At 69.1% G+C, this 19,423-nt stretch carries 13 protein-coding genes; 11 read left to right on the top strand and 2 right to left on the bottom strand.

Annotated elements, in window-relative coordinates:
- Nucleotides 1-397 precede the first annotated feature (397 nt).
- From ACWDO5_RS06670 to ACWDO5_RS06685, 4 genes are read left to right on the top strand one after another with little or no spacing between them, the layout of a single operon-like run.
- On the top strand, nucleotides 398-643 hold the full coding sequence (locus ACWDO5_RS06670; RefSeq protein ID WP_450528969.1) for a hypothetical protein: 246 nt from the start codon (nucleotides 398-400) through the stop codon (nucleotides 641-643).
- Complete coding sequence (locus ACWDO5_RS06675) at nucleotides 643-1,911, top strand: glucarate dehydratase family protein (RefSeq protein ID WP_450528970.1); 1,269 nt, start codon at nucleotides 643-645, stop codon at nucleotides 1,909-1,911. The genes ACWDO5_RS06670 and ACWDO5_RS06675 overlap by 1 nt, the downstream gene beginning before the upstream one ends.
- Nucleotides 1,905-2,126: a hypothetical protein gene (locus ACWDO5_RS06680; RefSeq protein ID WP_450528971.1), complete on the top strand. Its 222-nt coding sequence runs from the start codon at nucleotides 1,905-1,907 to the stop codon at nucleotides 2,124-2,126. The genes ACWDO5_RS06675 and ACWDO5_RS06680 overlap by 7 nt, the downstream gene beginning before the upstream one ends.
- Nucleotides 2,119-4,362 (top strand): FAD-dependent oxidoreductase, encoded by a 2,244-nt coding sequence (locus ACWDO5_RS06685; RefSeq protein ID WP_450528973.1) that lies wholly within the window; start codon nucleotides 2,119-2,121, stop codon nucleotides 4,360-4,362. The genes ACWDO5_RS06680 and ACWDO5_RS06685 overlap by 8 nt, the downstream gene beginning before the upstream one ends.
- A 104-nt stretch (nucleotides 4,363-4,466) precedes the next feature.
- On the opposite strand, the gene ACWDO5_RS06690 is transcribed toward ACWDO5_RS06685, so the two are convergent.
- Together ACWDO5_RS06690 and ACWDO5_RS06695 are read right to left on the bottom strand one after the other, a co-directional pair.
- Complete coding sequence (locus ACWDO5_RS06690) at nucleotides 4,467-7,190, bottom strand: glycoside hydrolase family 2 TIM barrel-domain containing protein (RefSeq protein ID WP_450528974.1); 2,724 nt, start codon at nucleotides 7,188-7,190, stop codon at nucleotides 4,467-4,469.
- A gap of 133 nt (nucleotides 7,191-7,323) precedes the next feature.
- A complete protein-coding gene (locus ACWDO5_RS06695; RefSeq protein WP_450528975.1) occupies nucleotides 7,324-8,355 on the bottom strand; it encodes a LacI family DNA-binding transcriptional regulator in 1,032 nt (343 codons plus the stop codon).
- Nucleotides 8,356-8,755: 400 nt separating this feature from the next.
- Between ACWDO5_RS06695 and ACWDO5_RS06700 the strand changes: the two genes are divergently transcribed.
- The 7 genes from ACWDO5_RS06700 (at nucleotide 8,756) to ACWDO5_RS06730 (ending at nucleotide 19,415) form a co-directional block, all read left to right on the top strand.
- Nucleotides 8,756-10,132: an ABC transporter substrate-binding protein gene (locus ACWDO5_RS06700; RefSeq protein ID WP_450528977.1), complete on the top strand. Its 1,377-nt coding sequence runs from the start codon at nucleotides 8,756-8,758 to the stop codon at nucleotides 10,130-10,132.
- The gene (locus ACWDO5_RS06705; protein WP_450528978.1) at nucleotides 10,129-11,109 is read left to right on the top strand and encodes a carbohydrate ABC transporter permease; all 981 of its coding nucleotides are present in this window, start codon (nucleotides 10,129-10,131) and stop codon (nucleotides 11,107-11,109) included. The genes ACWDO5_RS06700 and ACWDO5_RS06705 overlap by 4 nt, the downstream gene beginning before the upstream one ends.
- Complete coding sequence (locus tag ACWDO5_RS06710; protein WP_450528979.1) at nucleotides 11,106-11,993, top strand: carbohydrate ABC transporter permease; 888 nt, start codon at nucleotides 11,106-11,108, stop codon at nucleotides 11,991-11,993. Before ACWDO5_RS06705 ends, ACWDO5_RS06710 begins: the two co-directional genes overlap by 4 nt.
- Nucleotides 11,994-11,997: 4 nt before the next feature.
- Entirely contained in the window at nucleotides 11,998-14,097 is a 2,100-nt protein-coding gene (locus tag ACWDO5_RS06715; protein WP_450528981.1) for a hypothetical protein, read from the top strand.
- A complete protein-coding gene (locus tag ACWDO5_RS06720) occupies nucleotides 14,094-15,671 on the top strand; it encodes a hypothetical protein (RefSeq protein ID WP_450528983.1) in 1,578 nt (525 codons plus the stop codon). Before ACWDO5_RS06715 ends, ACWDO5_RS06720 begins: the two co-directional genes overlap by 4 nt.
- Nucleotides 15,672-15,765: 94 nt before the next feature.
- Nucleotides 15,766-17,736 (top strand): beta-mannosidase, encoded by a 1,971-nt coding sequence (locus ACWDO5_RS06725; protein ID WP_450528985.1) that lies wholly within the window; start codon nucleotides 15,766-15,768, stop codon nucleotides 17,734-17,736.
- On the top strand, nucleotides 17,733-19,415 hold the full coding sequence (locus ACWDO5_RS06730) for a glycoside hydrolase family 28 protein (RefSeq protein ID WP_450528987.1): 1,683 nt from the start codon (nucleotides 17,733-17,735) through the stop codon (nucleotides 19,413-19,415). Before ACWDO5_RS06725 ends, ACWDO5_RS06730 begins: the two co-directional genes overlap by 4 nt.
- Nucleotides 19,416-19,423 lie beyond the last annotated feature (8 nt).

Here is a 19,423-nt window from a genome sequence, read left to right on the forward strand (position 1 = left end):
CAACCGCATCTGGAGTGTGTGGCCTCGGTGTTGGCAGTGGCAGTGGCGGGCGCGGCCTTGGCTGTTTCGTCGGTAGCGTGACCAGCGCAGTCGGCGCTCGTAACTGGGGCAGCGGGGCGTGACGTTGACGTGCCCGACCGGCAGATCTCCGGGACGCTGAGAGGTATGAGGTCGTGCTCGTCGCTTCCACTGCCAGCTCGACATCCTCCTCCGGGCAGCCCGAGGAGAGCAACGGCGCGATGTCCGGCAACCGCAGTGTTCAGCCCGGCGGGCGAGCCGGGGACGCACAAGTGTTCCGACTCCACCGGCGGCCCTGTGATCAGGATGCGCATAGGCACCCTGCTCGACCTTCTCGCCTCCCTTGACCTCAACTCGGAATGAGTCTTACATTCTTGACATGTTCTCAAGTGTGCTCTTAGTCCACATATGTGAACCACGAGAGCCGGCCTTCCACCCGCTCGTCGCTCCGCTCGAACTCGTCTCCGGCTACGCCGTCTCCCACGTCAGGGCCGCGGTACGGCAGCGGGGCCTTGGCGTCGGCGGTGTGAGACCACCACTGGTCGACCCCGCCCCCGAGCACCTGGATGCGCTGGGGCGTATCACCGATGCCGGGCCGGCGCTGTGCGCAGAGGTGCCCGCCTGATGGGCGGCGCGATCCGGATCACCGAGGTGACAATCACGCCGGTGGCGTTCCGCGACCCGGCGCTGCTGAATGCGGTGGGCGTGCACGAGCCGTACGCATTGCGCGCGATCGTCGAAGTCTCCACCGACCAGGGCCTTGGCGGACTCGGCGAAACCTACGCGGACGAGGACCACCTGCGTCGGCTGCGGTCGGCCGCCGACGCAATCGTGGGAATGGACGTCCATGCGCTGGGCGCGATGCACCAGCGGGTGGCGGGGGTGCTGGGCGCGTGCACCGGTTCCGACGGGCACGGGCTCACCGGGACGATCACCTCCAGCGGTACGGTGGACCGGGTCTTCTCCCCCTTCGAGGTGGCCTGCCTGGACGTGCAGGGCAAGGCGGCCGGGCGACCGGTGTCGGACATGCTCGGCGGCGCGGTACGCGAGTCCGTCCCGTACAGCGCCTACCTCTTCTACAAGTGGAGGTCGCACCCGGGCGGGGAACCGGACTCCTGGGGGGAGGCCCTGGACCCCGAGGGGATCGTCGCCCAAGCCCGGCGCATGGTTGACGAGTACGGGTTTTCGGCGCTCAAACTCAAGGGTGGGGTCTTCCCTCCGGAGCAGGAGATCGCAGCGATCCGGGCGCTGCGTGAGGAGTTCCCCGATCGACCGCTGCGGCTGGACCCGAACGGGGCGTGGAGCGTGGAGACCTCGATCGACGTCGGACGCAAGCTCGAGGGGGTTCTGGAGTACCTGGAGGACCCCACCCTCGGGCTCGACGGCATGGCCCGGGTGGCCCGGGAGGTGCCGATACCGCTGGCGACCAACATGTGCGTCGTCGCGTTCGAGCACCTCGCTCCCGCCATCGACCGGGATGCGGTCCGGGTGGTGCTCTCCGACCACCACTACTGGGGCGGGCTGCAACGCTCGAAGCTGCTGTCCGGCATCTGCCAGACATTCGGCATGGGTCTGTCCATGCACTCCAACTCCCACCTGGGCATCAGCCTTGCGGCGATGACCCACCTGGCAGCGGCCACCCCGAACCTCATGTACGCCTGCGACACGCACTGGCCGTGGAAGACCGAGGAAATCGTCCAGCCCGGGGCCCTGTCCTTCACGGACGGATCGGTGCAGGTGCCCAAGGGCCCGGGGCTGGGCGTCGAACTCGACCGCGACGCGCTGGCCCGGCTGCACGAGCAGTATCTGGTCTGCGGACTACGCACCCGGGACGACACCGGCTACATGCAGCGCATCGACCCCGGCTACGAAAAGAAGGTCCCCCGGTGGTGACGACCGCGGGCCAGGCCGCGGGGCGGCCGCGCGCCGCGGGGGCCGTGGGGCTCGCGGCAGCGGTGTACTTCCCCGCCTCCCGGGCGGCCTCGCTCACGACCGGAGCCGTGCTGCCCGTCGACGGCGGGCTCAGTAAATCCTCCCCCGCCACCCGGCTGCGCCCGGATCTGCGGGCGCGTTTTCTGGACAGAAGGGAGCCACCGCCTCATGCGTGAGGAGACCGTACACAGCGATGTCACCGTCATGGGCGGCGGCCTGGCCGGAGTGTGCGCGGCGATCGCTGCCGCCCGGCTGGGCCGTACCGTCGCGCTGGTGCACAACCGCCCAGTGGTGGGGGGCAATTCGAGCAGCGAGGTGCGGGTGTGGGTGTGCGGGGCGACCGCCCATGGGGTGCACCGCTGGGCCCGCGAGACAGGCATCATGGGTGAGCTGTATCTGGAGAATCAGTACCGGAATCCGGATGGCAACCCCTATTACTGGGACCAGGTTGTGCTTGACGCGGTACTCGCCGAGCCGAATCTGCGGCTCTTCCTCAACACGGATGTCCGTGACGTCGCGGCGGAGCACGGGAAGCGGATCGAGTCGGTCACCGGCTGGACCATGGGCTCCGAGAGGTTGACCACGTTCTTCTCGCCGGTCTTCGTCGACTGCACCGGCGACGGCCTGATCGGCCATCTCGCGGGAGCCGACTACCGTATCGGACGCGAGTCCCGCGCGGAATACGGCGAGGAGTGGGCGCCGCCGGAGCCCGACCGGAAACTGCTCGGCAGCACCATCCTGTTCTATACGAAGGATGCCGGACACCCGGTGAAGTACGTACCTCCGTCCTTCGCCAAGAACATCCTGGACACACCCATCCCCGAGCACCGGCTGATCCGTACCGGCGACAACGGTTGCGACTACTGGTGGGTGGAATGGGGCGGCGAGCTCGACACGGTGGACGACAACGAGCGCATCCGCGACGAGCTGTGGTCCGTCATCAACGGCATCTGGGACCACATCAAGAACAGCGGCAGATTCGACGCCGACAACCTCACTCTGGAGTGGGTCGGAGCCATCCCCGGCAAGCGTGAGTACCGGCGCTTCCTCGGCGACCATGTGCTGACCCAGACCGATGTGATGGCCCAGAAGCCCTTCGACGACCGGATTGCGTTCGGTGGCTGGTCGGTGGATCTGCATCCGGTCGAGGGCATGTATGCCGAGGAACCCGGAGCCCGTCAGCGCTACTCCGACGGGGTCTACCACATCCCCTTCCGCAGCATCTATTCACGAAACGTCGGAAACCTTCTCTTCGCCGGGCGCAATGTTTCAGCCACCCATATCGCGTTCGGTTCCACCCGGGTCATGGCCACCTGCGCCACCATCGGCGAGGCCGCGGGCACCGGCGCGGCCCTGTGTGCCGCACTCGGCGTGACTCCGCGCGAGCTGAAGGGCGGGCAGCTGACGCTCCTTCAGCAGACCCTGCTCCGGCAGGACGCCTCGCTGATGGGCGTGCGGAACACCGACCCGGACGACCTGGCCCGTGCGGCACGCGCCTCCGCCTCCAGTACGCTCACCCGGCTCGCCGTGGAGCCGGGGCCCGGCACCTCTACCACGCCGTTGCCGCTGGACCGCGACCTCGCCTTCGTGCTCCCCGTCGATCCGCGGCTGGACGACGTGGAACTGCTTGTCGACGTACACGCCGGCACCGAGCTGACCATCGAGCTCTGGGACACGCTGCGCGGCGAGAACGCCGTACCCGCCCGCCGCCTGATCTCCCGCACGGTGCCCGTCCCAGAGAGCAAGGAGCAGTGGGTGTCCGCCCATCTGCCCTGGCAACCGGACGAGCCGCGCAACGCCGTCGTGATCGTACGGGCCGATCCGCACGCGTATCTGCACCTCGTCGACCAGCGGCGCACCGGCGTGCTCTGCCTGGCCCGCAAGCGCGCGGGCGAGCCGGGCGTCGACCACGACATCCCGGAGGAGAACGGCCAGCCAGTGGCCGAGTGGGTCGCCCGGGGCCTGCGCCGCCGCAGTTTCTGCTTCCGCGCCGGGCCGACCCGGGCGTACGCCCCGGACAAGGCCGTCGGCGGCTACCAGCGGCCCTTCGGCGGGCCGCAGATGTGGCACGCGAGCGAGCGGGGTGAGGCATGGTTGCGGCTCGATTGGGACGCCCCGGTGGAGATCGGCACGGTGCACCTCGTCCTCGACGACGACGTGGACGAGTACCTCAACAATCTCCACCGGCATCGGACGGAGTTCGAGGTCATGCCGGAGCTGGTCCGCGACTACCGCATCGAGGCGCTGACTGACGGCGGCGACTGGACGCCGGTCGCCCAGGAGACCGGCAACCGCCGCCGCCACCGGACACACCGGTTCGCCCCGGTCCGGACCACGGCGCTGCGAGTGGTGGCGGAGGCGACGAACGGCGCACCGGAGGCGCGCATCGTGGCGCTGCGCGCCTATGCCTGACCGCGCCAGTCGCACATGGCCAACCGGTCAGGCACAGGCGTGGCCGTGCCCGGGGAAGGTTTCTCCGGGCACGGCCACGGCACGGTCCCGGGCGAGCCCCTCCCCTACATGGTCCTTGCCTCCATCCACTCGGACCAGGCGCTGGCCGCGCCGTCGGCCCGTAGGCCGCGGATGCGGGCTCGCACCTGGCGCCCGGAGCCCAGATCCTCGATACGGCTGAAGCCGCGGACGGAGGTGGTCCAGGAGCGGATCAGCTCACCGCTGCGGGCGTCGGCGACCTCGATGGCGTACGCCTGGGCCGCCCCTCCGCCACGCCACTGGAAAACGGCGCCGTCCACCACCGGCTTGAGCGCCTGTGCATCTGGGGGCAGCGGCCCGGCGTCCACCCAAGGGGTGAGCCCGGCCGTCCACTCGGAGGCGGTCTCGCCCGCCGCGGAGACGGCGACGACACGCACCCGGTACGGGGTTCCGTTCAGCAGTCCCGTGATGTCTCCGTGGTCGTCCTTGTGGACGGTGCGGGAGAGCAGCCCTGTTTCGGTACCTTCCTGCGTCGCCTCGACACGGTACGAGTCGGCTCCCGTCACATGGTCGAAGACCACCCGGACGGCGCCGTCGGCCGCAACGGTCTGGGCGACGCGGGGGGTGGCCGGTGCGGCGAGACGTTGGTCTGCGACGGCGACTTCGTACCCCTGCGGATCGACCAGCCCCACGTGCTCGGTGATGGCCTCCTTCTCCTGCCACCCGTTCGTCTGCCATCCGACGTCCCGGCTGAAGGGCGCGTCGCCGGGGGCGATGTCCAGCAGTGGGACGCGCCGCTCGGCGACGGTGTCGCCGTCAGCGTTCACCGCACGCCAGTGCAGCCGGTAGCCGCGCAGAACGCGGCTGGGCAGCTCGCCCGCGCTCCGTGGGACGACCGTGATCCGGGTGCCGCCGTCCGCCGAGGCCAGTAACAGTCCTCTGACGGGGGCGAAAGCGGCGCGCATCTGGTCGTAGTTGCGCTTCAGTCCACCCCATTCGGTCTGCACGCCCCACCCGCGCAGCTGGTTGACGGAAGTCCCCTGGAAGCGGCTGCGGTAGTCGTCGAAGGTCCACCGGGAGGCACCGATCACCCACGGCAGACGGGACAGCTCCGCCGGGATCTCGCCGTCGTACTGCGAGGCGTACTCGACGCTCTCCCGGTCGGGGGTGAAGGTGTAGCCGTCGCTGCTGAACTCGCTGACGAAGACCGGCTTGTCCGGGTAGTGCGTGCGCAGCTGTTGTAGCCGCTCGGTGTAGTCCCGGTACATGTTGACCGCGATGAAGTCGGTGTACTGGAGGGCCTCGTCCTCCGGGCCCTCGATCTCGCTGAAGGTGTTGCTGACGTACGTCAGGGGGCGCGAGTCGTCGAGCTCGGTGCGGGTGTAGTCGATCAACGCCCTGACGAAGTTCCGGCCCGCTTCGTCGGTGCCCCTGATCTCGTTCGCCACGGACCACGCGAAAATGGAGGCGTGGTTGGCGTCCCGGTGCACCATCTCACGCAGCTCGGGCGTCCAGCGCTCGGGGTCGAGGCAGGCTCCCTTCCCCCAGACGGAGATCTCGGCGATGTTGAGCATCCCGACCTCGTCCAGGTAGTCGAGGAGATCCGGCGACTGCGGGACGTGGTGGATTCGGGTCATGTCCGACCCGGCCCGCTTCATGCGGTCGATCTCGGCGCGGATGACGGACGGCGGCTCGGTGGCGCCGTGCACGCGGTCGCCGGGGACGCGGTTGAAGCCCACGGTGCGGACGCGTTCGCCGTTGAGCATCAGGCCGTCCGGCAGCACCTCGATCTTGCGGATGCCGAAGCGGTCGGAGAGAGCATAGGAAAGCTCATCGCCATCGCTGAGGGTGACGATGGAACGGTAGAGCGTCGGGCGGTCCGGGGACCACAGTTCGTACGAGCCCGCGGGCAGGGTGGTCGTCAGACGGACGGTCTTCGTGGAGCGGGCCGGCACGGTCACGTCCCGGCCGGCGGGCGGCTCGGGGCGCAGTACTCCGGAGCACAGGGCGCGGCCCGCCGCGTCGGTGAGTGTGCCGCCGAGGCGTACGGTCCGGTCGCGGTCGAAGGCATTGGAGAGGGTGACCTCGGTGGCCACCTCGGCGGTGCCCTCCCGCAGCGCGGGCTGGGCGGTGACATGCTGCCTTTCGATACGTACTGCCGGGTCGACGGTGAGGGTGACGGGGCGTGAGATTCCTCCCCACAACCAGGTGGCACCGATGGCCTCATCGTTGTTGGCCTTGACGGTGAGGGTGTTGGGACTGCCGTCGGTCTTCAGCAGCTTGGTGACGTCGTACTCGAAGGGCGTGTATCCGCCGATGTGGGTGCCGAGCCGGGTGCCGCCCAGCCAGACCGTCGCGGTGTAGCCGACGGCTTCGAAGTGGAGCCGGGCGACCTTCCCGTCGCCGAGACGGGGCGTGTCGAAGGTCCGTCGGTACCAGGCGTCACCTTGGTGGTCGGCGTACCTGTCGTGCACGTCCCAGCTGCCCGGTACGGGCAGCCTGTCCCACACGGCCGCCGCGGGGTCGGTCGTGAATTCCCAGATGCCGCCGAGGTCGGTGGTGAGCCGTCCGGCGGGGATCTGGTGCCCGGGCCCGTCGGGATCGGGGGCGGGGACGTCCGGTGCGGGAGCGTCCGGGGCGGCGGGCTCATCGGCGGTGCCGTCGTTCACAGCCCGGTCGTCGCCGGGTGCCTCGAGAAGGCGCCCGGTGTGGACGTCGACAAGAGCGAGACGGCCGTCGACTAAGCGGGCGCCCTCACCGAGCGGCCGCCGGTCCGACCACGGTGAGACGGGGTGGGCGTCACCTGTCATCGCGGCCCTCCTCGACGATTCGGACGAAGCGCATCGTGCCTGTGTGCATGAGGTGTTGCTCCTCTGCCGAGTCGGACGGGTCGGGCGGGCCGGGTGATCCGGCCGGGTCGGGCGGGCCCCCGAACAGGCGCGGTCAAATGCCGGTGGAGCGCCGCAGCCGCAGCTCGCCGCCGATGGTGATCTGGGGCGCCACATCCTCGTTCCGCAGCTGCGCCAGCAGCGTGTGGGCGGCGATCTGCCCCATCCGGCGATAGTCGCAGCGGACCGTGGTCAGGGCCGGGGTGACGTAGCTGGCCAGGCTGATGTCGTCGAACCCGGCCACGGCCATCTCGTCGGGGACCTTCACCCCGTACTCGGCGAGCACGGACAGCCCGGCGATCGCCATGAGGTCGTTGGCGTAGAAGATCGCCGTGGGGCGCGGTGATCGGTCGAGCAGTTCGCGGGTGGCCCGCGCGCCGCCTTCGGTGGTGAAGTCGCCCGTCACCACGGGGCCGGGCTCGAGACCCGCTCCGACCAGGGTGTCCTCCCACAGCTGACGACGGCGCCGGGCGTGGCGCAGGCTCGGGAGGCCCGCGACATGGGCGATGATGCGGTGCCCCTGGGCGATGAGGTGGCGGGTCAGCTCGCGGACCTGGTCGGCGCCGCCGGTGCTGACCCAGGGGAACGGACAGGCACGGCCCGGTGATCCGGCGACCACGACCCGGGCACCCAGCCGGCTGAGCCACTCGAAGCGGGGGTCGCGGTGGCGCAGGTCTGTCAGCAGAAATCCGTCGACCCGGCGCTCTCCGACCAACTGCTCGTAGCACTCGCGCTCGGTGTGGGAGTCGCCGACGAACCGCAGCACCGCCGCGTACCCCACCGAGGTGAGCGCGCTCTCCACTCCGGCCAGGAACGCGGGGAAGAACGGGTCGAGTTCGAGGAGTTCCGTGGGCCGGCGCAGCACCATCCCCACGGCGTGCGCGGGACCGCCGCCGACGGCGCGGGCCGCGCTGCTCGGCGTCCAGTTGAGCTCGGCGGCGGCGGCCCGGATCCTCGTCATGGTGCCGGGGCTGATGCCCTTCCCCCCGTTGAACGTCCGGGACACGGCCCCCTTGGACACCCCGGCACGGGTGGCGACATCGGAGATCGTCGGTCGCCGACGTGGGTCCTGTTGCTCTTCCGTCACGCGCTCAGGTTAGCCCCCACCGGACGCGCTGGACACCGGTAGGTATACCGGTTTCTCGGTGCAACAGTGACTGACTCTCTGTCAAGCCACCAAAATGGACGCCCAATTCTGGATATCTAGTGTCATAACGATCCGTCACCGGCGCTGTGGATTCGTGGTGATGGAGGTATTGACCCCTACTGACCCGCTTACTACTCTCCCAATTCAACCGGTTTACTTCCGGGGTGAGTTAGAGCCGCACCACTGGTAACGCCCAGTCAGCCACCTGGCAAACGGGCAAAGAGCCGTGTCCGACGAAATCGCGACCGCCCCATTACTCCTTCGCCACACCCGTCGGCACATCCGCGCCGCAGGCACCCCGTGCCGAAAATCCCCGCGCCGAGGACGAGGAGTCAACAAAATGAGAGCACCATGGTCCAGACTTGCCGCCTGCTGTACCGCGGGGATACTCGCGGTCACCGCAGGGGCCTGCTCGTCCTCGGAATCCGGCAGCAATGCCTCCGACGGCAAAGTGGCCATCACGGTGACGGACATGCCGCCGACCACTCAGGAGGCATTGCGCAAGGAGTTCACCGACCGGGTGGCCGCCTTCGAACGCGCCAACCCGGACATCGACGTCAAGCCGAGCGAAGCGGTGTGGGACGCGAAGACCTTCGCCGCCCGGCTGGCCGGCGGCCAGCTCGAGACGGCGTTCATCGTGCCGCTCACCGAACCCCAGGGGCTCATCAAGCGCGGCCAGATCGCGGACATCACCGACCAGGTGAAGGCGCTGCCGAACGCCGACCAGTTCGACAAGCGCGCCCTGGCACCGGGCACGGATGAGAAGGAACGCATCTACGGCCTGCCCACCAGCGAGTTCGCCCTCTCCCTGGTCTATAACCGGGAACTGTTCAAGAAGGCTGGGCTCGATCCGGACAACCCGCCGAAGACTTGGGACGAGGTCCGGCAGGCCGCGAAGGCGATCTCGGAGAAGACCGGCCTGCCGGGTTACGCGCAGCCGGCGACCAACAACACGGGCGGCTGGACGCTTACCGCCATGGCGTACACCTACGGCGGCCGGATCGAGAAGGAGGAGGGCGGCAAGCAGGTCGCGGCCTTCAACGACGCACCGGTGCGTCAGTCCCTGGAATGGCTCAAGGCACTGCGCTGGGAGGACAATTCCATCGGCACCCAGCAGCTGCGGGACAGCGCCGAGATCCAGAAGTCGTTCTCGGCCGGCCGGATCGGCATGATGATGGCGACGCCGAGCGTCTACGTCGAGCACATCACCAAGTACAACGGCGACCCGGAGATCTTCGGTATCGCCGCGCTGCCCTCCGCGAGCCGGTCGGCCACCCTGCTGGGCGGCAAGATGGCCGTGATCAATCCGAAGGCCAGCGACGCCGAGCGCGAAGCCGCGGTGAAGTGGATCGACTACTACTACCTCAAGGAGAAGCACGACCCGAAGGAAGCCGGCGCGCGGGCGAAGGCGAAGGCCGTTGATGGCATCCCGGTGGGCACGCCGACCGTTCCCCTCTACCAGCCCGCCGTCAGCGAACCCGTCAACCGGGCCATCAACGAGCACGCCACCGCCCCGCTCAAGAACTTCGCGCCCTTCCTCAACGGTGTGAAGCAGCAGGAGTTCGTCGTCGAGCCCTCGGTGGCCGCCCAGGATGTGTACGCCGCCCTGGACACCGCTGTGGCGGCCGTGCTCACCCGCGAGGGCGCGGACCCCCAGGCCGAGTTGGACAAGGCGGAGAAGAAGGTCGTCCCCGCGCTGGAGCGGGCCCAGCGATGACCGTCGTCCAGCCGGCCGCCGGCTCCGCCGTCGCGCCCCCGCAGACGAAGCAGCCGGGCACCACCCGGCCGGGCCGCCACAGCACGCGGCGGCCCGGCCGGGCCCGGCGGGCACGCCGCGGCTTCGGCCTCGCCTCGCTGCTCTTCCTGCTGCCGCTGCTGCTGCTCTTCGGCTACTTCGCATGGTGGCCGATCGGCCAGAGCGTCATCCTCAGCGTCCAGGAGACCGACCTGGTCGGCAAGCCCACCTGGGTCGGGCTGGACAACTTCCGCTTCCTGTTCACCGACCCCCTGCTGTGGACCACGCTGCGCAACACCGCCTGGTTCGTCGTCCTGGCCCTGGTCATCGGGTTCCCGGTCCCCATCATGCTGGCGATGCTGGTCTCGGAGCTGCGGCGGCTGGGCGGGGTCTTCCGGGTGCTGGTCTATCTGCCCGTGGTGGTCCCGCCGGTGGTCGCGCTGATGCTCTGGCGCTGGTTCTACGACCCGGACTTCGGGCTCTTCAACCAGGTCCTCGGCTACATCGGCCTCGGCCCGTACCCCTGGCTGCAGTCGGCCGCCTCCGCGATGCCGAGCCTGGTGCTGGCAGCCACGTGGGCGCACGCCGGCAGCACCACGCTGATCTACATGGCTGCGCTGTCCAGCGTCCCGGCCGATCTGTACGAGGCCGCCGAGCTGGACGGCGCGTCGATCTGGCGGCGCATATGGCACGTGACGCTGCCGCAGATGCGCGGCGTCATCCTGATCATGCTGCTGCTCCAGATCATCGGCACCTTCCAGGTCTTCACCGAGCCCTTCATCCTCACCGCCGGCGGTCCCGAGGACTCGACCGTGAGCATCCTGCTGCTGATCTACCGGTACGCGTTCCTCAACGGTGACTACGGGACCGCTGCCGCGCTCAGCGTGCTGCTCGCCCTGGTGCTGGCCGTACTGTCCGCCGTCTACCTGCGCCTGACCCGCAAGTGGAGCACATCATGAGCGACGACGACCGATCCCGGGGCGTGATCTCACCGGCCGACCGGCGCCGCCCCTCCGTACGCTGGACCCTGAGGATTTCCCAGCCCATCATCCTGACGGCGGTCGCAATCGCCGGCCTCGGGCCGATCCTGTGGACGGCCAAGGGCGCCCTGTCCCCGACCCAGGAGCTCCTCAAGGACCCGCTGCGGCTGTGGCCCTCCGTGTTCCAGTGGGGCAACCTCGCCACCGCCTGGGAGGAGCTGAGGCTCGGCCGTTACCTGCTCAACACGGTTGTCCTGGTGGGCGGTTCCTGGTTCTTCCAGCTGCTGGTGGCGACCTGCGGCGCGTACGCCCTGTCGGTGCTGCGCCCCCGGTACGGCCGCGTCGTCTACTACGCCGTGCTCGCCACGCTCTTCATACCCGGGACCACCTCGCTGGTGGCGCTCTACCTGGTGGTGCTCGACCTGCCGCTCACGGGCGGGTCGATCGCCAACACCCCCTGGGCGGTGTGGCTGCCGGCCGGGGCGCACGCCTTCAACGTACTGATCATGAAGCAGTTCTTCGACGGCCTGCCCCGCGAGCTCCACGAGGCGGCACAGGTCGACGGAGCCGGACCATGGCGACTGTTCTGGCAGATCGTCATCCCGATGTCCGGCCCGGTCGTCGCGGTGGTGTCCCTGCTGGCGGTCATGAGCGCGTGGAAGGAATTCCTCTGGCCCATGATCGTCATCTCCGACACCGAGGCACAACCGCTGTCGGTCGCACTGCCGCGACTCGCCGAGACGACGGAACAGAACCAGGTCATTGCCGGGATGCTCATCACGATCATCCCCCCGCTGCTGCTCTTCCTGGTGTTCCAGCGCCACATCGTCCGCGGAATCAATTTCACCGGTCTGAAGGGATGACCCCATGACCGCACGAAGACACCGGCTGCTGAACCTGGCCCTCGCAGTGCTGCTGGTCCTCCTCTCCGCGCAACTGGCGGGCGCCTCGCGGGCCCACGGCGCCACCGTCACGAGCGGGAACTACTACGCCGGCACCCAGCCCACGGAGGGCACTCCGGACTCGGCCGGCGGTCTGGTCGCCTTCCAGGACAGCAAGCTCTTCAACGGCGATCCGACCGACTACGTCGGATGGCGCGGTTCCGCGACCGCACCCAAGACGGTGACCCTCGTCTTCGACCTGCTGCGCGACTACCCGCTCGACACCGTCTCGATCGTGAGCACGGCGCAGAACCAGTACTGGGGCTTCGACGAGATCGAGGTCACCTATCGGCCAGAAGCCGACTCCACGTATCGCATCGCCGGCAGCGACACCCGGAGCCGCACCCAGCTGAACTACTCGTTCAACCCTCCGATGGGCGGCAAACAGGCCCGGTTCGTGCGCATCAAGATGACCCGCAACAACCAGTACCTGCACTTCCCGCTCTCCGAGGTCGGCTTCACGATCGGCACCGGGCCCATCGGCCAGAATCCCGCACCGCCGCTCACCGAGAGCCAAATGCAACAGGAACTGTCCCGCGCCACGCGGCTGGCCGACACCTACGGCCAGTACCTCTACGGAACCTGGCCCGGCAAGGTGACCTCCGACCAGCAGCTGCGGCAGGAGGCCGCGAACGAGGCCGCCGCACTCGCCGACGCCGAACTCGACCTGACGACCTACGACCAGTACGGAGGCGTGAAGGCGCTGGGCACGTACACCGCCACGGGTTTCTTCCGGCTGGCGAAGGTCGACGGCAAGTGGTGGTTCATCACCCCCGAGGGCCATAAGTTCATCCTCAAGGGAGTCGACGCCACATCCGCGGACGACTGGGGCTACGGCACGCTCTACAAGAACGCCGACGGCAGCCCGCGCGACGTCTTCGACGGACTGCCCGACTCAGGCACCTACGGCCCCGCCTACAGCGGGAACATGGTGAGCTTCGTCAAGGCGAACCTCATGCGCAAGTACGGCACCGCCGACTGGAAGACCCCGTGGCGCGACATCACCAAGAAGCGCCTGATCGACTGGGGCTTCAACGCGCAGTCCAAGTGGAGCCGTGACGGCGGGCTCACCATGCCCTGGATCGGCCAGATCACGGCACCGTCCGGTGTGATGCGCATCCAGTACGGCATCGACCCGTTCGACCCGCAGTTCGGTGCGAAGCTCGACCAGCACATCCAGAGCCTCAACATCGCTGCCAACGCCAACAGCCCATGGCTGATCGGCTACTTCTTCGACAACGAACGCGGCTGGGACGACGCCGTCATGACCGACATGCTGCAGCGCACCAGCACTCAGCCGGCCAAGCGGGCCTTCGTCGCCTACATGAATGATGCCTACGACGGAGACCTGGCGCAGGTCAACACGATCCTGGGGACCAGCGCCGCCACATGGCAGGACCTGGAGAACACCAAGATCACATTCTCCAAGGTGCCCGTGAGCGACCGCACCGCGTTCGTCACCGAGGCCTCCGAGGCGTACTACTCGGCCATCCAGGCAGCCATCCGCAAGCAGGACGCCAACCACCTTTTCCTCGGTTCCGCCCTGGTGCCGAACTGGCACTCCAGCCTGGCGTGGAACGTCGGCGGGCGCGACTACGTGGACGCGATCTCCCTCGACGTCTACAGCGACAGCGGGAGCTACCTGAAGGCCTACGAGCCGTACGACAAACCTGTGCTGAACCTCGAGTACTCCTTCAGCACCCACGACCGGGGCCTGCGCGCCATCAACGCGTCCGTCCTCGCCGGCTCCATCGCCGAACGCGGCGACAAGCACAAGGCGTTCGCGGAGGAACAGGCCCGCAGCCCGATCTTCGTGGGGTCCGGCTGGTTCGTCTACTACGACCAGGCCGTCACCGGCCGCGCGAGCGACGGCGAGAACTACAACTTCGGCCTCGTCAACCAGCAGGACCAGCCCTACTCCGCCATGACCGACGTCATGAAGGACACCAACCGGGGCCTGGAGCTGATCCACCAGAACCCGACCATGACCGCGAGTGCAGCCCGAGCAAAGGAGCTCGACCGATGATTTCGCGACGCAGCCTGATCGGCGGTGTCCCCGCCGCCGTGATCGCCGGATCGCTCGCCGTGCCCCGGTTTGCCACGCCCGCGCAGGCACAGGCGCAGGCACCGGTGCAGACGATGAGCGACAGCTGGCTGGTGGACCGCTACGGGCAGTACCTCCACCAGGACTGGCCCGGCAAGGTCGTCTCCGATGAGCAGTTGCGCAGGGAGTACGCCGAGGAGGCCGCCCGGCTGGCCGATGTCGCTCCGGACCGGATCCGGTACGACAAGTACGGCGGCCTGAGGGAGCTCGGAAGACACAAGGCCACCGGCTACTTCCGGCTGGAGCAGGTCGACGGCCGCTGGTGGTTCGTCACCCCGGACGGCCACCTGTTCTTCCTCAAGGCCGTGGACGCCTTCTCCCCCCAGGAGTGGGGCTACGGCACCTGGTGGAAGAAGCCGGACGGCACGCCCCTCGACCTCTTCGCGGAACTGCCGGACCCGGAGCGGTTCGCGTCCTGCTACACCGAGGACGACAAGGGCTACGTCGTGAGCTTCCTCAGGGCCAACCTCGCGCGGAAGTACGGGGACGACTACCGGCCCAAGTGGCGGGAGACGGTCGGCAAGCGCATGATCGACTGGGGGTTCAACGCCCAGGGCAAGTGGACCCTCGACACGGAAGTCGTCATGCCGTACCTCGCCCAGGCGCCGACACCCCCCGACGTGATCCGGGTGCTGTGGGGAATCGACCCGTTCGACCCCGACTTCTCGGCCAAGCTGGACCGCACCTTCCATCTGCGCCCGTACCGTCAGGACCCGTGGCTCGTCGGGTACTTCTTCGAGAACGAGCGCGGCTGGAGCCGCGACGTGGTCGCCGAGGTGGTCAAGCGCGACTCCACCCTCGCGGCCAAGACCGCCTTCGTGCACTACCTGGCCGAGACCTACGCCGAGGACCTGGACCGGGTCAACGCAACTCTCGGCACCGACGCCGATTCGTTCCGCACACTGGCGGACACGCCGATCAACATCGCCCGGGTGCCCGCCGAGGACGTCAAGGCGTTCATCACGCTGGCCTCGAAGACGTACTTCAAGAAGGTACGCAAGGCGATCCGGAAGCAGGACCCGCACCACCTGTTCCTCGGCGGCTCCCTGGTGCCCACCTGGCGCACCAGTCCGGAGTGGAACGTCGGCGGACGCGAATTCCTCGACGCCATCTCCTTCGACTGGTACTCGACCAGCGTCGACTACCTGCGGCAGTACGAGGGATACGGCAAACCGATCCTCAACCTGGAGTTCTCCTTCATGTTCCCCGACCGGGGGATGACCTCCCACAACCCGTCGATCACGGCGACCAGCCAGAAGGACCGGGGGGAGAAGTACCGGGCCTTCCTCGAGGCGCAGGCCAGGAGCCGGGCGTTCGTCGGCTTCGGCTGGTTCTCCTCCTACGACCAGGCGGTGACCCGCAAGCCGGGGGCCACCGAAGCGTTCAACGTCGGGCTGACCAACCAGCAGGACCAGCCGTACCAGGACATGCTCGACATCATGCGGGAGGTGAACCGCGGCATCGAGGCGGTCCATCTCCAGGCGCCACCTGCCTGATCCCAGCCCCCCGTCGATCCGGCCGGGTCTCCCGTGGCGGCTTCCTCCGCCACGGGCCCCGGGCCGGGCACCCAGTGAACGAAACGGAGAGCAGATGACCGAGTCCAGTTCCCGCCCCACCTCCGGGGCCGGCAGCAGCACGGCTGTGCCGCGGCCGGCTCCCAAGCTCGATTCCGGCCTCTGGCTCGGAGCGAACTACTGGTCACGGCACGGCAGCCTGTTCATGTGGCGGGACTACGACGACGAGGTCGTCCGCGAGGAGCTGCGCACCCTGCGGGAGCACGGAGCCAACGTCACCCGGTCGTTCCTGTTCTGGCCGGACTTCCACCCGGCACCCGACCGGATCGACGAGGACTTCGTCGAGCGGTACCGGCAATTCCTGCGCACCAGCGCGGAGGTGGGCCTGCCCACCATTCCCACATTCCTGGTCGGGCACATGTCCGGCGAGGACTGGGACGTGCCGTGGCGGGAGGGCCGCAATCTCTACACGGACGGCTTCATGCTCGGCCAGCAGGCGTTCTTCATCCGGGAGATCGTCCGGCGGATCGGCGCGGACCCCGCGGTCGCCGGCTGGCTGATCAGCAACGAGTTCCCCATCTTCGCGGGACCGGCCACTCCCGACGAGGTCCGGGCCTGGGGCCTGATATGCACCCAGGCCGTACGGGCGGGCGGCTCCCGGCTGCCGGTGTCGCTGGGCGACGGTGCCTGGACCATGGAGACCACCGGCAAGGACAACGGCTTCCGGCTGCGGCGCCAGGAGGACCTGGTCGATTTCGTCGGCCCGCACACCTATCCGATGGGCGACGACCAGGTGCGGGTGCACACCGCGGCGGGCTGGGCGTGCGAGATGAGCCACTTCGGCAAGCCAGTGGTGATGGAGGAGTTCGGCGTCTCCGCGGCGCTGTCCTCGGAGCGGAACGCCGCCCACTACTACCGGCAGGTGCTGCACCACACGCTGCTGGCCGGGGCCACCGGCTGGCTCGCCTGGAACAACACCGACTTCGCCCTGGAGTCGGTCGACCCCTACCGGCACCGCCCCTTCGAGCTGGGCTTCGGCATCACCCGCTCCGACGGCACGCCGAAGCCCGCCCTGGCTGAGATCGGCGGCTTCCGGCGCCTCCTCGACGAGGTCGACTTCGACAACTGCACCCGCCCGGACACCGAGACCTCGATCCTGATCCCGTCCCACCTGGAGGAGCACCCTCGGGTGACGGTCGCGGAGCGGACCGCGATCGCGACGGTGAGCCACCACGCGTACCTCGCGGCGAAGGCCGCCGACCTCGCCCCGGGCCTGACCCGCGAACTGGACGCGCCGCGCCGCACCGCGCTGGTGCTCGTACCGTCCAACAAGCTGCTGACCGCACCGACCTTCGATCTGCTGCTGGACTGGGCGCGCGAGGGCAGCCACGTCTACCTGTCCTGGTTCGCCGGCGCGGGCGGTTCCCACCGCGGCGCCTGGTGGCCGCCCATCGAGCGGCTGATCGGCGCTTCGCACACGCTCCGGTACGGTCTGAACGAACAGGTCGACCCGGTCGTCACCTGGGAGTTCACCGAGCCGCTGGGCGATCTCAAGGCCGGTGACACACTGCGCTTCCCGGTCTCCGGACCGGCCGACGCCCGGGCCATGCTGCCGCTGGACGAGGAGACGGCCGACTGCGTGGTGCTCGCCCGCGACGGCCGGGGCCGCCCGGCGCTGGTGCGGCGCGACCACGGGAAGGGCGCTGTGTACCTGGCCACCTACCCCGTGGAGTTCTTCGGGTCCGCGACGCCGGACGCGCACCGCGACGACGAGGTGCACCGCCTCTACCGTGCCCTGGCGATGCGGGCGGGCGTGCGCCCCTTCCTCGCCGTGGACGATCCCCGGGTCCATGTCGACGGCCTGGTGCACGCCTCGGGGCAGCGGTACGTATGGCTGGTCAACGTGTCCGGCGACACGGTCACCGCGCACCCGGAGCCGGACGGCACCAGCTTCCGGCTGGAGGACGTGCTGGACGGCCGGGACCTCACCGAGCAGGTCGTGCTGGAGCCGTTCGGGGTCGTGGTGGCGCGGGCGGTGGCATCGTGACCGGGTCGCGGGGAACCGCCGCCACGGTCGGGCCGGCGCAGACGCCGATCCGGGAATCCCGGCGGGACGGGGGGCCGCCGGTGTTCTCCGTGGACCGCTTCGGGGCGGTGGCCGACGGCCGTACGAAGGACACCGAGGCGATCCAGGCGGCGATCGACGCGGCGCACGCCGCGGGCGGCGGCGTCGCCCACCTCCCGCCCGGCACGTATCTGTCCGGCGGCATCGAGCTCAGGAGCCGGGTCACCCTGCACTTGGAAGCCGGGGCGATCCTCCTCGGCAGCACGGACCTCGCGGACTACCCCCCGCACGAGGGACCGCCCGCAGACTGCGACGCGGGCCAGCGGCACCTGGTGTTCGCCCGGGGCGCCACCGACATCGCCATCACCGGTGCAGGCACCATCGACGGTCAGGGTCCGGCCTTCTGGGAGCCGTCCGGGCGGCCGCCCACTCCGCCGGACCGGCTCTGGGCCGACGTCGTCACCCACAACTGGAAGCCGGTCGGCAACAACGACCGTCCCTCGCCCATGGTCGAGCTCGCCGAGTGCCGGAACGTGCGCATCGAAGGCGTCACCCTGCGGAACTCCCCGGGCTGGACGCTGCGCCCGATCGCCTGTGACACCGTGATGATCCGCGGCATCGTCATCCGCAATCCGATCGACGGCATCAACACCGACGGCATCGACCCGACCGCGTGTCAGAACGTGTTCATCGCCGACTGCGACATCGAGACCGGTGACGACGCGATCTGTCTGAAGAGCGAGAACCCCTACGGTGGCCTCCGGGTCACCCGGAACGTCGTCGTCACCAACTGCGTGCTGTCCTGCTGCTGCAACGCCTTCAAGCTGGGCACCGCGACCCGGGGCGGTTTCGAGGACATCACGTTCACCAACTCGGTGGTCTACAACCTCGATGTGCCGCTCAACGAGCGCGCCATCTCCGGCATCGCCATCGAGATGGTCGACGGCGGCTGGGTCGACGGCGTCAGCGTCTCCGACATCCGGATGCGCAACACCCGCACCCCCGTCTTCATTCGGCTCGGCAACCGGGGGTGGGGGCAGCCGACCCCGGTGCCGGGCCGCCTGCGCAGGGTCCGCATCTCCGGGATCGAGGCCACCGGAGCGATCCTCACTTCCTCGATCACCGGGCTCGCCGAGCAGCCCGTCGAGGACGTCGTCCTCTCGGGGATCCGCATCGAAACGGACGAGGGCGGCCGGCGCGAGTGGGTGGAGCGGGACATCCCCGAGGAGGTCGCCGAGTATCCGGAAGCCCGGATGTTCGGCCGCCTGCCCTCCTACGGGCTCTACGTCCGCCACGCCCGCGGGATACGGATCTCCGGCACCGAGATCCGCTCCACGGTGCCCGATCCGCGCCCGCTGCTGGTCGCGGACGACGTGGTGGGTCTCTCGGTGGACGCGCTGGACGGTACAGGCCCCGGCCCGGGCACCTCCCTGCTGGACCTGCGGGACACCCGGGACGCCTTCCTCAGCGCCTCCCGCGCCCCGCACGGCACCGACGTCTACCTCAGGGTCTCTGGGGCCCAATCCGCGGACATTGCCCTGGCGGGCAACGAGCTGTCCCGGGCCACAGCGGCGGTCGAGACCACCGGCGGGGCGGCACCGGACAGTGTGATCGCAGGCGGCACCCCCCGTGACCGCCGCCCCCCACGGTCCGGTGCTTGACCGGCGGC

It is taken from the genome of Streptomyces sp. NPDC000880 (genome assembly GCF_053599675.1).

What these genes read in the sequence shown, in the direction of transcription:
- ACWDO5_RS06670 (WP_450528969.1), top strand. Translation starts at nt 398, where the DNA reads ATGTTCTCAAGTGTGCTCTTAGTCCACATATGTGAACCACGAGAGCCG.
- ACWDO5_RS06675 (WP_450528970.1), top strand. Translation starts at nt 643, where the DNA reads ATGGGCGGCGCGATCCGGATCACCGAGGTGACAATCACGCCGGTGGCG.
- ACWDO5_RS06685 (WP_450528973.1), top strand. Translation starts at nt 2,119, where the DNA reads ATGCGTGAGGAGACCGTACACAGCGATGTCACCGTCATGGGCGGCGGC.
- ACWDO5_RS06690 (WP_450528974.1), bottom strand. Translation starts at nt 7,190, where the DNA reads ATGACAGGTGACGCCCACCCCGTCTCACCGTGGTCGGACCGGCGGCCG.
- ACWDO5_RS06700 (WP_450528977.1), top strand. Translation starts at nt 8,756, where the DNA reads ATGAGAGCACCATGGTCCAGACTTGCCGCCTGCTGTACCGCGGGGATA.
- ACWDO5_RS06705 (WP_450528978.1), top strand. Translation starts at nt 10,129, where the DNA reads ATGACCGTCGTCCAGCCGGCCGCCGGCTCCGCCGTCGCGCCCCCGCAG.
- ACWDO5_RS06710 (WP_450528979.1), top strand. Translation starts at nt 11,106, where the DNA reads ATGAGCGACGACGACCGATCCCGGGGCGTGATCTCACCGGCCGACCGG.
- ACWDO5_RS06715 (WP_450528981.1), top strand. Translation starts at nt 11,998, where the DNA reads ATGACCGCACGAAGACACCGGCTGCTGAACCTGGCCCTCGCAGTGCTG.
- ACWDO5_RS06720 (WP_450528983.1), top strand. Translation starts at nt 14,094, where the DNA reads ATGATTTCGCGACGCAGCCTGATCGGCGGTGTCCCCGCCGCCGTGATC.
- ACWDO5_RS06725 (WP_450528985.1), top strand. Translation starts at nt 15,766, where the DNA reads ATGACCGAGTCCAGTTCCCGCCCCACCTCCGGGGCCGGCAGCAGCACG.